Annotated in this window: 13 protein-coding genes; 10 read left to right on the forward strand and 3 right to left on the reverse strand. The window is 47.7% G+C overall.

Annotated elements, in window-relative coordinates; genetic code table 11:
• The first annotated feature begins 37 nt into the window (after positions 1-37).
• The gene (locus BK120_RS28995; protein ID WP_076270986.1) at positions 38-1,024 is read left to right on the forward strand and encodes a sensor histidine kinase; all 987 of its coding nucleotides are present in this window, start codon (positions 38-40) and stop codon (positions 1,022-1,024) included.
• Positions 1,025-1,104: 80 nt separating this feature from the next.
• Positions 1,105-1,755, forward strand: coding sequence for a response regulator transcription factor (locus BK120_RS29000; protein ID WP_076271056.1), 651 nt, complete (start codon positions 1,105-1,107; stop codon positions 1,753-1,755).
• An 8-nt stretch (positions 1,756-1,763) separates the two neighbouring features.
• Here the strand turns inward: BK120_RS29000 and mobB are convergent, their stop codons facing one another.
• Entirely contained in the window at positions 1,764-2,264 is a 501-nt protein-coding gene (mobB, locus tag BK120_RS29005) for a molybdopterin-guanine dinucleotide biosynthesis protein B (protein WP_179089921.1), read from the reverse strand.
• 121 nt (positions 2,265-2,385) lie between these two features.
• Here mobB and BK120_RS29010 point away from each other — a divergent pair, with 121 nt between their 5' ends.
• Complete coding sequence (locus tag BK120_RS29010) at positions 2,386-3,777, forward strand: molybdopterin molybdotransferase MoeA (protein ID WP_256711057.1); 1,392 nt, start codon at positions 2,386-2,388, stop codon at positions 3,775-3,777.
• A gap of 135 nt (positions 3,778-3,912) precedes the next feature.
• On the opposite strand, the gene BK120_RS29015 is transcribed toward BK120_RS29010, so the two are convergent.
• Both BK120_RS29015 and BK120_RS29020 read right to left on the reverse strand, forming a co-directional pair.
• Entirely contained in the window at positions 3,913-4,689 is a 777-nt protein-coding gene (locus BK120_RS29015) for a hypothetical protein (protein WP_076270988.1), read from the reverse strand.
• 139 nt (positions 4,690-4,828) lie between these two features.
• Entirely contained in the window at positions 4,829-5,197 is a 369-nt protein-coding gene (locus BK120_RS29020; protein ID WP_076270989.1) for a hypothetical protein, read from the reverse strand.
• Positions 5,198-5,377: 180 nt separating this feature from the next.
• On the opposite strand from BK120_RS29020, the gene BK120_RS29025 reads away from it, so the two are divergent.
• The 7 genes from BK120_RS29025 to BK120_RS29055 all read left to right on the forward strand — a co-directional run bounded on the left by BK120_RS29025 (position 5,378) and on the right by BK120_RS29055 (position 14,048).
• Positions 5,378-6,217: a YwmB family TATA-box binding protein gene (locus tag BK120_RS29025; protein ID WP_076270990.1), complete on the forward strand. Its 840-nt coding sequence runs from the start codon at positions 5,378-5,380 to the stop codon at positions 6,215-6,217.
• A 140-nt stretch (positions 6,218-6,357) separates the two neighbouring features.
• Positions 6,358-7,914, forward strand: a complete 1,557-nt coding sequence (zwf, locus tag BK120_RS29030; RefSeq protein ID WP_076270991.1) for a glucose-6-phosphate dehydrogenase — start codon at positions 6,358-6,360, stop codon at positions 7,912-7,914.
• A 39-nt stretch (positions 7,915-7,953) separates the two neighbouring features.
• Complete coding sequence (locus BK120_RS29035; protein WP_076270992.1) at positions 7,954-9,540, forward strand: peptide chain release factor 3; 1,587 nt, start codon at positions 7,954-7,956, stop codon at positions 9,538-9,540.
• 159 nt (positions 9,541-9,699) lie between these two features.
• Positions 9,700-10,767 (forward strand): undecaprenyldiphospho-muramoylpentapeptide beta-N-acetylglucosaminyltransferase, encoded by a 1,068-nt coding sequence (locus BK120_RS29040; RefSeq protein WP_076270993.1) that lies wholly within the window; start codon positions 9,700-9,702, stop codon positions 10,765-10,767.
• A 194-nt stretch (positions 10,768-10,961) separates the two neighbouring features.
• A complete protein-coding gene (locus BK120_RS29045) occupies positions 10,962-11,996 on the forward strand; it encodes a LacI family DNA-binding transcriptional regulator (RefSeq protein ID WP_076270994.1) in 1,035 nt (344 codons plus the stop codon).
• 105 nt (positions 11,997-12,101) lie between these two features.
• The gene (locus tag BK120_RS29050; protein ID WP_076270995.1) at positions 12,102-13,265 is read left to right on the forward strand and encodes a Gfo/Idh/MocA family protein; all 1,164 of its coding nucleotides are present in this window, start codon (positions 12,102-12,104) and stop codon (positions 13,263-13,265) included.
• A 60-nt stretch (positions 13,266-13,325) separates the two neighbouring features.
• Complete coding sequence (locus BK120_RS29055; RefSeq protein ID WP_076270996.1) at positions 13,326-14,048, forward strand: ThuA domain-containing protein; 723 nt, start codon at positions 13,326-13,328, stop codon at positions 14,046-14,048.
• The last annotated feature ends 42 nt before the right edge of the window (positions 14,049-14,090 follow it).

A 14,090-nucleotide genomic window follows, 5' to 3' on the forward strand; every position in this document is an offset into this window, starting at 1 on the left:
TCGTGGTTAAAATAGCGAAGAGAAGGAAGTGAGCCGTATGGAGCAAGGCAATAAGAGCGACCATTCGAATCATGCGGCCCGCAAGCGTCTTGTAACGGAAACCATATTGTGGCTGCTGATCATTGTCAGCTTGGTTGTTATCATATTGCAAGGAATCGGTTATGTTGATCTCTTCACGCTTCAAGGGAAATGGGCAATTATCGGACTAGCTTTCGTTGGTGCAGGTTTAGCGGCTGCTACATTAAACGGTTATTTGCAAAACTCCAAACTAAAGGAATCGCTGAAGCGGCTGACCGAGCAGCAAAAAAAACGTCGATTTACAGTTACGCTAAGCAATGGGGAGACGACGGAAAACGAAATTTCAGAACAAGAGCAGGTTGATCCTAACTGGGCGAAGAAGGTCAAGTTCACCGCAGTAATCGAAGAGCGCCAGCGGCTTGCACGCGAGCTGCATGATGCAGTAAGCCAGCAGTTATTCGCCATATCGATGACAGCGACTGCAGTTAGTCGAACGATTGAGCGAGATTGGGAGCGAGCCAAACGTCAGGTACAGCTTATTGAGGAAATGGCTGCTGTTGCTCAATCAGAAATGCGCGCGTTGCTGCTACATCTTCGGCCCGTCCACTTGGACGGAAAAAATCTGGGGCAGGCGCTTACTGTTCTAGTGGATGAGCTGAAGCAGAAAGTACCGATGAAGATTACACTTGAGGTTGATGATACGATCCTGCTTCCTCCTAATGCTGAGGATCATCTGTTCCGCATCGCTCAGGAGGCATTATCGAATACGCTCAGGCATTCGAAAGCGGAAAGCATGGATATCAAATTGCTTCAATTCGGCAACCAAGTACACATGAGTCTAAAGGACAGCGGCGTTGGATTTGATCTTGAGGCGAAGAAGCAAACGTCCTATGGCTTGCTGACTATGGAAGAGCGGGTAATTGAAATTGGCGGCTCCCTGCAGATGATTTCGAGACCTGGCGAGGGAACTGTCATTGAAATTTGGGTGCCCACTGATGTTTCATAAGAGAATGTAATATAATTAGAGATAATGATGAGCTTTACGAAAAAATGAGGGCGGTGTAAGGTGTGGAAGCAACCCAGCAATTGAGTCGGCCTATAAAGGTTCTGCTTGTAGATGATCATGAAATGGTGCGCATCGGACTTGCAGCGGTGCTTGATACCGAGGATGGAATTGAGGTTGTCGGTGAAGCGAGCAACGGCATGGACGGCATTCGATTAGCACAGGCATACAGACCGGACGTTGTACTTATGGATTTAGTTATGGATGGCATGGATGGAGTCGAGACGACAGCCAAGCTGCTCGAGCTGTACCCGGAATGCAAGGTAATTGTATTGACGAGCTATTTGGATGATAGCAAGCTCTACCCTGTTATTGAAGCAGGCGCATTCAGCTATTTGCTGAAGACGTCGCGAGCGACCGAGATCGCGGATGCGATAAGGGCCGCTGCTCGCGGACAATCGGTACTGGAGTCGCAGGTAGCAGCTAAAATGATGAATCGCTTCCGGCAGCCAAAGCAGCAAGAGCAAGCTCCGCTGCATGATGAGCTGACTGAGCGCGAGATGGATGTATTGAAGCGGGTTGCACAGGGACGCTCCAATCAAGAAATTGCCGATGAGCTGTTCATTGGAGTTAAAACAGTAAAATTTCATATTACGAATATTTTTAATAAGCTTGATGTGGATGATCGTACGCAAGCAGCCATTTATGCTCATAGACAAGGAATTGCCGAATAAGTGTAGGGCTACTGCTTAGCGGATATCGATAATACTTTTTGGTGTAGCTGTTCAATATCATCCACATCGATTAGTGGGATGGATGGGTGAACTATTGTTCCACGGTTGGGATCATTCCAAACTGCGGCTGCAAGAGGGTTGGGTACGCTGTGGAGCAGTTCGGAATCAACTGCAGTTCGAATCATAATGATTTTTGGGTATGAGGCATCTTTGAAACCTTCGATAAGAATAACGTCGGCCTCGGTCATTTGTGAAATTAACAGCTGAAGCGGTTCAGCATGCTGTTTCATAATTGCTGTGCGCTTTGAGGATGTGATAGCTGTTATATCAGCTCCTGCCTCTTGATGTCTCCATGTATCCGTCCCTGGTGTATCGATCTGAAAATCATGCGCGTCGCGTTTGATTGTCCCAACTTTATATCCTGCTTGTTTGAAGCGTTCTGTTAGCCGGCAAACCAATGTGGTTTTGCCGGTATTTTTGTATCCAACGATTTGAACGATTAATGGCATGGGCTTCTCCTTCATGGCGCTTGATGACCGTAATTGCCAATAGTTTAACATACATTGTAAAATGGATGCTGAACAAGCTGCCGAAGGTTATGTAAGGCGGCGAGATGAGCGGAGGGTGAATATGACTGAGAGTGGCGGGGCGAGCGGAAGTAGGGATAAGGCCGATCGCGTTGAGGTGAGCGGGAGTAGAGATATGGCTAATCGCGGTGAGGCGAGTGAGAGGAAACAGATAAGCCGGTTCAAACGGCAGGCTGTGAAGGTGGAAGAAGCGCAGCAGCGGCTGCTTGCTGCTGCGGATGGGCTAGCTCTCGGCAGCGAGCTTGTGCCGCTGCGGGCTAGCGGCGGCCGATGGCTTGCGCAGACGGTAGCTGCGACAAGCGACTGGCCGCCCTTCGCGCGCTCGGGCCTCGACGGCTACGCCGTGCGCGCGGCAGATATCGCGTCAGCGTCGCCAGGTACGCCGGCGACGCTGCGCGTGGTTGATTCGGTTGCAGCGGGCGAGCTCGCCCTTGCGACCGTGCAGAAGGGCACTGCCGTGCGCATCATGACTGGCGCGGCTGTGCCTATGGGGGCTGACGCGGTCGTCATGCTTGAGCAGACCGCGGAAGCGATGCTGGCCGACGGCGCGCCGGCGGTGCTGATTAAGCACGCCGGCGCGGCAGGCCAGCACATTGCGCCCCAAGGCGAGGAGTTTCGCCTTGGGGGCGCTTTGGCATGTCCCGGGACGCTTGTGCGACCGGGACATATTGCGCTGCTAGCCACCTTCGGCTATGCCGAGGTGGCGGTTGGCAAGCGCCCGCGCGTAGCGATATTTGCAACCGGCAGCGAATTGCTGGCGGTCGAGGCTCCGCTGGCGGCAGGACAGATCCGCGACAGCAACAGCTTTATGGTCGCTGCTATGGTGGAGCAGAGCGGCGGAGTAGCGGTTATGTGCGGATCATTGGAAGACAAGCCTGATGCCGTTGAGGCTGCTTTGGCGAGTGTATGGGATGATGTTGATTTGATTGTCACAACAGGCGGTGTATCTGTAGGGGACTTTGATGTCATGTCAGACATCATAAGGACGATAAAGAACAATAGGGTATCTGGCAGCGAAGATGGAAACCGGGTGCTCTTCGACAAAGTTGCGATGAGGCCGGGCAGTCCAACGTCAGCAGCAATGTTTAACGGCAAGCTGCTGCTCGCCTTGTCGGGCAATCCCGGTGCTTGTTTTGTCGGATTTGAATTATTCGTTCGTCCGGTGCTGCTGCGATTGCAGGGAGCAAGTAAAGCATTGCCTCGTAAAGTAAAAGCAAACCTGCGGACAGCTGTGAATAAGCCAAGTCCCCATGATCGTTTTGTGCGCACAACACTCATCAGCACGGAAGATGGAAGCCTGCATGCTGACCCGCTAGCCTTTTCCAAATCGAGTATGATGGCTTCCATTGCGGATGCAGAAGGATTAGCAATCATTCCATCAGGCTCGAGAGGAGCGGAAGCGGGTGATATCATTGAGGTCATTCTTATCCCTTAACATGGAATTTGATGAAAATAAAGGTTTTTATTATATAAAACGGGAGGATATAGCCGGAACGGAGCCGAATATATCACTTACATAGAGTGGCAAACAGCAGCTTTGCTAACGTAGCATGCTCCTTCGGATTTAACTTTAAAGAAACCGATTCAAGACTAATCCAACATATGGAATTGGCGAATAGGTTTGCATAGAACTGTAGTAAGCAGCGTAAGGAAGAGTTGATGTAAGAGGTGACTGGAGCAGATCAACGGCCTTATGCTGCTCGGCATAAGTAAGTGCATATTTTATGCCAGTAAGCATACCTTCTGATCCAAGCATTAGCCTCTGCATACGGCTGGAAGAGTACGACAGCTCTTGTTTTTGCTCCATATGGATGGTAGTTGGCAGCAAACTCTTGCTGATTTCGTTCTGAACAGAAATAAGGCTAGCTGTTCGATCTCTATTTTCTGAAGAAATGGTATAGGTAGAATCCGCAATCCACTTGCCGTTTGTTGTACTGCGTCGCAGTCCGATCTCCTCCGCTGCGGGATGCCTCAAAGCCAGCTCAATACTCTCCCACAGCTCTGGTTTCAAATCATCAGCATGTGCTCTGTAATGATCCTCCAACTGATTGAGCACCGCAGTAAGGCGATGCAAGCTGCCTGCAATTGGCTTGTCCGTGTACAATTCGTTACTTAATTGCTTGTTTATCTGCTCAATGTCGGACTGCGCCTTTTTAGCCTTACTAAGCCAAGAAGCAGCACTGTTTGCAGCTTGCTGGAAATCGCGCGTTAAGCTTTTGTTATATTCTGGGGCTTGCTGAGCCTCGCCATCCCGATAAGGATAATAAGCATAAGGGCTAACGGCTTGTACGGTGGAGTATGCATAGGATCGTTCTATGCCTCGAATGGAACGTATCGATGTGCTCATTAGAAAACCCCTTTCTCACTCCATTGGTATATGTTGTGTCAGCGTACTATAAGGTGATTAAAAAGACTGGCGAAAGCTGTCAGCAGCATCAATTAAATAAAAAAGCGGCGCATCTCCGCTGAGCTCGCCGCTTTGCCATTTACAGCAATAGAAACAAGAATGCGATTGATGCCAAATCAAGAGCGAGCGCTTCGCCCCATGGATAATAAGGCCGTTCTCCATAATAATAAGGATCATAAGGGTAAGCCTGTGTTTGAACTTGCGTTGAAGATGATTTATGAGCCATCTCTTTTTTACCTTTACCGCCTTTTTTGTTTTTTGAAACTTGCGGCTTTGCATTTGCGGTCGCGGCTTCCGTTTCGCCGGAACCTGCGTTTAAATGCAATCTGCCGCTCTCGCAGGAGCTAAGTATGCCAAAGTGGCGCATGCCGTCATTCATAATCACACATACTGGATACCCGCAAAAACGACTGACGACTTCTTCGTGCAATGGATAAATGCGTTCCATTTGCTGATGACACCTCCAAAGTGTAATTGGAATAAAGCGCTTGAGCGTGTTGTATTGGCATTTTGCTATAGAGGCTAGACTCAAAGCATTTATTCCAGCATTCCTGCAACCAGTGTATTCACCTACAGGCAAACGTGTATGGATGTTTACCCATTTGGAAGAGGACAGGAGTGAATAATAATGTATATTCCGAAAAACACACCTCCCGCTCGCCACCGTAAGTCAGCAAAGCAGCGAGCCAAACAAACGAAGGTTGGGATCATGCTAGCGATGCTCGTGATTTTGATATGTGCAGCATGGGCGATGTGGCAGGCCGACAGGGAACCGAAGGAAGCAACTTCAGCGGAACAGCTTCTTCAGCATGATTTGGGAGAGCTTTGGTTATGGAGCGACGACCAAATGAAAAGCAGCTCTGAGGAAGCGCAGTGGTCGATTCGATGGAATGTAACGGGCAAGGAAGGAGCCATGGAGGAGCTTACTCAGCAAATGTTTTCACAGGAACCGGGAAAAGCTAGCAGCATACTGGTGCAGAACCAGAATGAGGGCAAAACAGTCACTGGCGTTATCCCGTCATACGGCGGACAAGTTTCAATTAGTCTCACGCAGATAGACAGCAATGGCGAGCAGCTTATGGTTATATTAGAAACTAATCCAACTGAAATGACCAAAAAAAATAAGCTGTTGCAAGTGACAGCAGAAATTTCCGCGCAGATCGCACGTATTTCCCCTGCGTTTACGACGAGTATGAAAGTACAAGGTTATACGAAAAATAGTCAAGCCATTCAGCGTTTGGTTAGGCTCACAGATGCCAAAGCAGTGGATCATTATGAAGATAAAGGCACGACAAGCGACATGTTTTATACCCGAATGCTGCATTCAGCCATCACCGTTGAAAATGGGAAAACAGCCAATCTTCAAATCGCTTTGCATAAAGAGACAAATTCGGATCAAACGGCATTGACGATCGGTGTGCCTGTCATTACGGGTGAATACAGTGCCAATGCGACAGCGAGCCCATAGATGGGTATACTTTGATTAGAATTAGTAACGGATCTTATCAGTATTTTTTATGACATGTTGAATAGCGAATTAAAGTTGAATATGCTAAACTACATATCATGTAAAGTTGTATAAAAATACATAGGGAAAGAATGAGGCAAATGACATATAATAATAATCTTGAATCCGTCTCTGCAGAAGGTGCTGTATATTACCTCTTCGGAGCAACGGGCGATTTGGCTCGGCGCAAGCTGTTTCCAGCCCTTTTCAGTTTATATAAAGAAGGCAAGCTCACGGAAAACTTTGCCGTCGTTGGTCTAGCAAGACGTCCTCGTACGAATGAACAATTTCGTGCTGACCTTTATGAATCTATTGTAGAGTTTTGTCGTTACAAAGCGGACGATGCTGAGCTTTGGAATCGTTTTGCAGAACATTTCGTATATATGTCACTCGATATTAACGATGTAGAAGGCTTCCGCGAGCTTAGCAAATTGTCTGAGCAGCTTGACGTGAAGTTCAACATTCCGGGCAACCGTCTTTTTTACTTGGCCCTTGCGCCTTCACTTTTCGGTCCGGTATCATTCAATTTGCGCGACGGCGGATTGCTTGAATCAAACGGTTGGCATCGCGTTGTAATCGAGAAGCCATTTGGCTACGATCTTCCATCGGCTCAGAAGCTGAATGAGCAGATTAACCAAGTGTTTAAGGAAGAAGAAATATACCGTATCGATCATTATCTAGGCAAGGAAATGGTTCAAAACATTCAAGTTATTCGTTTTGCTAATGCTTTTTTTGAGCCTTTGTGGAATAATAACCATATTGCCAATGTTCAGATTACATTATCCGAAACGGTTGGCGTTGAGGATCGCGGAGGCTATTACGACAAATCGGGAGCTTTGCGCGACATGGGTCAGAACCATATGCTGCAAATGCTAACGATGATTGCTATGGAGCCGCCAAGCCGCTTGCACGGAGAAGATATTCGTGACGAGAAGGTAAAGGTGCTTCGTTCACTGCGCAATTATACGTCAAGTGATGAGGTTCGCTCGCACGTCGTACGCGGTCAATACAGCGAAGGCAGCCATCATGGCAAAGAACTTCCGGGATACCGCCAAGAGGATTCTGTTGGCGAGGACTCCACGACTGAAACTTATTTTGCTGCCAAAGTATTAGTGGACAACTTCCGCTGGGCTGGCGTGCCTTTCTATATTAGAACGGGCAAACGTCTACCTGTAAAAACAACGGAGGTCGTCATCGAGTTTAAATCGATGCCGCAAAATGTTCTATTTGCCCAGCGTCATGATTTGGCGCCGAATTTGCTCGTTATTCGCGTAAACCCGCTTGAGGGCATATATATTAAAGTAAACGCAAAGACACCTGGTCAAAACAATTCGGTACAGCCAGTTGCCATGGAGTTCTGCCAAAGCTGCCAAATCGGCTTAAATACGCCTGAAGCGTATGAGCGCCTCATTCATGATGCGGCACGCGGCGACTCTACTTACTTCACGCGCTGGGATGAAGTATCCCAAGCATGGGCTTTCGTGGATCGTATTGCACAAGCTTGGCGTGAAGAGAAAAGTGATTTGAAGCTGTATCCAGCGGGATCATGGGGTCCAGAAGCTGCGGATGAAATGCTAAAAGAAGATGGTTTCCATTGGTGGCCGGTTAACGGACAAGAGGAAGATAACGTCATTTGGGTTTCGAACAGCGGAAAATAATCGCTGCCGCATACCTTACGTAATGAAGGGAAGACAAGCATGAGCCAATCGTTAAGTGAAGAAATTAAACAGGAAGTAGATAAGCGCCGTACATTCGCGATTATCTCTCACCCGGATGCAGGAAAAACGACCCTCACTGAGAAGCTCCTCCTATTCGGAGGAGCCATTCGGCTTGCAGGGTCAGTTAAGGCGCGCAAAGCGAGCCGTCATGCAACATCCGACTGGATGGAAATTGAGAAACAACGTGGTATCTCGGTAACGTCCAGCGTAATGCAGTTCGATTATCTAGGACATCGCGTTAACATTCTTGATACGCCTGGTCACCAAGATTTCAGTGAGGACACGTATCGTACGCTTACCGCAGCCGACAGCGCCGTCATGCTTATTGACGTTGCCAAAGGTGTCGAGGCACAAACGATCAAGCTGTTCCAGGTTTGCCGCAAACGCGGCATTCCGATTTTTACTTTTATTAACAAGCTAGACCGTGAAGGGCAAAGTCCATTTGAATTAATGGAGGAGCTTGAGCGTGTCTTAGGCATTCGCGCTGTTCCAATGAACTGGCCAATCGGCATGGGACGTGAGCTTTGCGGTGTTTATGACCGAATGAAAACACAGGTCGAGCTATTCCAAGGAAATGACCACTCGACAATCGAGGTTCGTCCCGTTAGCGATTATAATGATCCTGTCATTCGTGAGATGGCTGGAGATTATTTAACAGATCAGCTTATTGGTGATCTTGAGCTGCTGGATGTCGCTGGTGATCAATTTGATTTTGAGAAAGTGCAAGCGGGTGAACTGACGCCTCTTTTCTTCGGAAGCGCGGTTAATAACTTTGGCGTGCAAACTTTTCTAGAAAACTTCCTTCAGCTGGCTCCTAAGCCGACCTCGCGCAACAGCACGACAGGTCAGGTTGATCCGACGAATGAGAAATTTACAGGATATGTTTTCAAAATTCAAGCGAATATGAACCCGGCCCATCGTGACCGAATTGCTTTCCTTCGGATTTGCTCCGGCAAATTCGAGCGCGGAATGAGCGTTCGTCATGTGCGTAATGGCAAGGACATTAAGCTTGCGCAACCGCAGCAGTTTCTAGCGCAAGACCGTGATATCGTGGATACGGCGTATCCGGGCGATATTATCGGTTTGTTTGATCCAGGCATTTTCCGAATCGGCGATTCATTATCACAAGGCGGCGAAGTTGTGTTCGATGAGCTTCCAACGTTCTCGCCTGAAATTTTTGCTAAAGTAACCGTTAAAAATGCGTTGAAGCACAAGCAGTACCAAAAAGGCATTGATCAGCTCACGGAGGAAGGCACGATTCAAGTGTTCCACTCCACAGGCAACTTCGATGAGACAATTCTCGGCGTTGTTGGTCATTTGCAATTTGAGGTATTTGAGCATCGAATGAAAGCGGAGTACGGCGTAGATATTCAATTGCACCGGATGCAGTTCCAATTTGCCCGCTGGATCGTTGATGATAATATTGACCCTAGCAAATTCCGAATCAATACGACGCTCGTAAAGGACAAGAAGGGCAACTATGTCGTCTTGTTCGAGAACGAATATGCGATGCGTACGGCAGTAGACAAGAATCCAACGTCTAAGTTTCTGGAAACTGCGCCTTAAGGGTAGGGATATAGGCACGTTTAAAGCATCCTCGGCCAATCGCGCAGCAGCGCTTGCGGCTGGGGATGCTTTTTATATCCATCTCCTTGAATTTCAGTGCTAAAATGAATCTTTACCCGTATAATAAATGGATAAAAAACGATAGGTGGCTAGTCATTCATGAAAACAATCATGTTCACCGGGGGAGGCTCAGCCGGACACGTTACCGTTAATATGGCCTTGATCCCGCATTTTTTGGAAGAGGGCTGGTCAGTCCAATATATCGGATCGGAGAGCGGTATTGAAAGGCAGCTTATCGCAACGATTCCAGAGGTTAAGTATTTTCCGATATCGACGGGAAAGCTGAGAAGGTACATGGATATTCAGAACATTAAGGACCCGTTCAAGGTAGTAAAAGGTCTTTATCAAGCTTATCGCCTCATTAAGCAAAATAAACCGAACGTCATTTTCTCCAAAGGCGGATTTGTATCCGTACCTGTCGTTATTGGCGCATGGCTAAACAAGGTGCCGCTGCTTATTCATGAATCCGATCTGACGCCGGGTCTCGCCAATCGGCTATCGATTCCTTTTGCTACAGGAGTATGTACGACTTTTCCTGAGACGGGCAGCATGCTGAAGGCAGATAAAAGCAGGCATGTAGGGGCAGTTATACGTGAGGAAGTGAAGCAGGGCAACGCGGATAGAGGCAGAACCTTTTGCGAATTTACTAAAAACAAACCTGTCATCTTAATTATGGGTGGAAGCTTGGGTGCACGCAAAATTAATCAGGCGGTCAGACAGTCATTAACAAGCCTTACCAAAAGCTTTCAAATCGTTCATCTCTGCGGTAAAAATCAAGTTGACCCGTCGCTTGCTATGCCTGGCTATAAGCAATTCGAATTTGTGAATGAGCAATTGCCGGATGTTTTGGCGATGACGGACCTTGTGATTTCACGAGCAGGCTCTAATTCCATATTTGAATTTTTATCTTTAAAGAAGCCGATGCTGCTTATTCCTCTAACACGGGAACAGAGCCGAGGCGATCAAATTTTGAATGCTCAGTCATTTGAGAAATCTGGTTATGCCGACGTTTTGTATGAAGAGAAGCTGACGGCAAGCACGCTTGTTGAGAGCGTCGAGCGTTTGTACCAAAACCGTAAATCCTATATCGATAGGATGAACATGAGTGAGGAAGCAAATGCGCTGTCCGCTGTTTTTGAATGGATTAATGAAATAGCGAAGAAGTAAGTAACTGTAAGAGACAACGAGAAAAAACGATCTGGGACGCCGATGCAAGCGTTCTGGATCGTTTTTTTGTAAAGAGGGCAACGATAGAAAAATATGCAAAAAGTTTATTGACGCTAAAACGTTTTCATGCAATAATGTACGCGTGTACATTGAAATGAAATGACAACTTAGCATATTAGTTTTTCAGGAGGAAAATGATTATTAGCAGGAAAGAAGTTGCGAAACTAGCTGGTGTTTCAGAGGCGACTGTTTCGAGAGTGATGAACAGCGTCGGCCCTATCAAAGAGGAAACGCGTGAACGTGTATTACAAGCCGCGGCTGAGCTTGGATACGTACCGAATGCGCTTGCTCAGCAATTTGCTCGAAGGAAGAGCGGGAATATTGGCGTCATATTGCCATTCGTGCCAAAGGTTCATTTATTTTCCACTTACTATTTTTCGGAAATATTAAGTGGAATCGGTGAAACAGCGAAACGCTGCGGCTATGACCTGCTTCTTATTTTTAGAGAACCGGATGGGGCGAGAGATTACGCTAAGCTATTTCGCACGCATAAGATTGATGCTTGCATCGTTTTAGGCTCACAAAATGTGCCTGAGGAAAGAGCCGCCCTTGCTGAGCTGAAGGCTGAGAACTTTCCTTTCTGCCTCGTGAATCAGCGGTTTGATGCGGAGCATTATCGTACTGTCGATGCTGACCATGTTTCAGGCAGCAAGGCAGCCGTATCGCATTTGTTGAGTCAGGGCAGCCGCAGAATTGCTTTTGTTAACGGCCCGCTGCAATATTCCAATAGTGCCGATAGGCAGGAAGGCTACAAAGCGGCTCTAATGGAAGCGGGACTTGCTTATGAGCCGAGTCTAATCTATCACGGTAATTACAGCCGGAAGAGCGGAGCGGAGCTCGCTGAGCAATTGGCGGAACAAATTAAAGAAGGCAATATCGATGCGGTATTTGCGGCTAATGATCGAATGGCAATCGGCCTGATGCAGCGCTTGCGGGAACTGGGAGTTGAAGCTGGCGAGCATTATGCGCTAGTTGGATATGATGACTCAGACGGCTCGCGCATCATTAGTCCAAGGCTTTCAACCGTTGCTGTTCCTTTCTATGAAATGGGTAAGCTTGCAGCTGCTAGATTGCTGGACCCGGATCAGAAAACGGAAACGACAGATTCACAAACAGATGTTTTACCGGTCAGCCTGATCACAAGAGAAACGTCAAGACTCAAACGTTAAATCCTGAATACGAGTTTTTCTGCTCCATTCTATTTCAATTGCGGGACGCGATCTTATTGCTTAGAGGCAGCATAAGGCGTTTACGCTTAAGAGAGGCGGATTTTTATGGATAAAGTAAGAGTTGGCATGGTTGGTTATAAGTTTATGGGGAAGGCACATAGCAACGCATACCGCGCGCTTCCGATGTTTTTCCCGAATGCGATTAAGCCGGAGATGACTGCCATTTGTGGTCGCGATCCAGAAGGCGTTGAGCAAGCACGGTCACAATTCGGCTGGGAAAGTGCTGAAACGGACTGGAAAGCACTCGTTAACCGTGAGGATATTGATCTGATCGATATTAATGCACCAAGTGATGCACATAAGGCTATCGCTCTAGCAGCAGCGGCAGCTGGCAAACATATCTTTTGTGAAAAGCCGCTGGCGCTTACTCTCGAAGACTCCCGTGAAATGCTTGATGCTGCAGAAAAAGCAGGCGTGAAGCATATGGTAGGTTTTAATTATCGATTTGCACCTGCTGTACAGCTTGCCAAAAAATTAGTGTCTGATGGCAGGCTCGGTGAAATCTATCATTTCCGTGCTGTGTTTTTGCAAGATTGGATTATCGATCCGAGCTTCCCGCTCGTATGGCGTCTTCAGAAGGAAATTGCAGGCTCCGGCTCCCATGGTGATTTAGGAGCACATTTGATAGATATGGCGCGTTTTCTCGTTGGAGAATTCAATGAGGTTATCGGCATGAGCGAAACTTTCGTTAAAGAGCGTCCGATTGCTTCAGCTATGACAGGCCTCAGCGCAAAGGGAAGCGAGGGTGGACCGCTCGGAGAAGTAACAGTGGATGATGCAACCATGTTTATGACACGCTTTGCTAACGGAGCGCTGGGCAGCTTTGAGGCGACTCGCTTCGCAGCCGGCCATCGCTGTACGAACGCTTTTGAAATTAACGGCAGTAAAGGAAGCATCAAGTTTGATTTTGAGCGGATGAATGAGCTTCAAGTTTATTTCACCGATGATGCTGAGGATGTTCAAGGCTTCCGCCGCGTACTCGCAACCGATCCATCGCATGCGTATATGGACGCTTGGTGGCCAGCTGGACATACCATTGGGTACGAGCATACGTTTACACATGAAGTGCATGAGCTGATGCAAGCTTTTGCTGAAGATCGTCAGCCTGTACCGAACTTTGTAGATGGCGTGAAATGCCAAGAGGTTCTGGAGGCGGTAGATCGTTCGATTGCAGAACGCCGCTGGGTAGCAATTAGCGAATTATCGTAAGCCATATAGGGTTATTAGTTAGGAGATTACTTAGCGCTTGGAGAGAGGCAGGAGAAGGTAATGAAAAAAGCACTAATCGTATGGGGCGGCTGGGATGGACATCAGCCGAAAGAGGTAGCAGAAATTTTTCGTGAGGTGCTTGCAGCTGAGGACTTCGAGGTAGAGGTGTCCGACACATTGGAAGCATTTGCGGATGCAGAAAAACTGTTGGGACTTGATCTTATCGTACCCGTTTGGACGATGGCACGGATCGAGCAGAAGCTTGTCGATAATGTATCCGCAGCTGTTCAAAGCGGCGTAGGTTTGGCAGGATGCCATGGCGGAATGTGCGATGCGTTCCGTGAAAATGTAGACTGGCAGTTTATGACCGGCGGACAATGGGTAGCTCACCCAGGCAATGACGGGGTTGAATATACGGTTAATATTAATAATTCATCCAGTCAGCTGACAGAAGGCATTGAAGATTTTGTTGTAAGCTCTGAGCAATATTATTTGCATGTGGATCCGGCGGTTGAAGTGCTGGCGACAACACGTTTTCCGCTGACACCGGGACCGCATTCCCTTAACAAGGCAGTCGATATGCCGGTTGTATGGACGAAGCGCTGGGGTGTTGGACGCGTATATTACAATTCGCTTGGCCATCAAGCTAATATTATCGAGATTGAAGCGGTGAAAGAGCTTATGAGACGCGGCTTCTTGTGGTGTGCTGAAGGTAAAGCAAATGCGCTGGCAGCAGGCAAAACAGCTTCTGCTTATAGCGGTATGGCAGATAATCAATTGTAAATCGCAATCATAATAATCTTAGGATATGAGAAGAGGGACTAG

This window comes from Paenibacillus sp. FSL A5-0031 (genome assembly GCF_001956295.1).
Lineage (GTDB): Bacteria > Bacillota > Bacilli > Paenibacillales > Paenibacillaceae > Pristimantibacillus.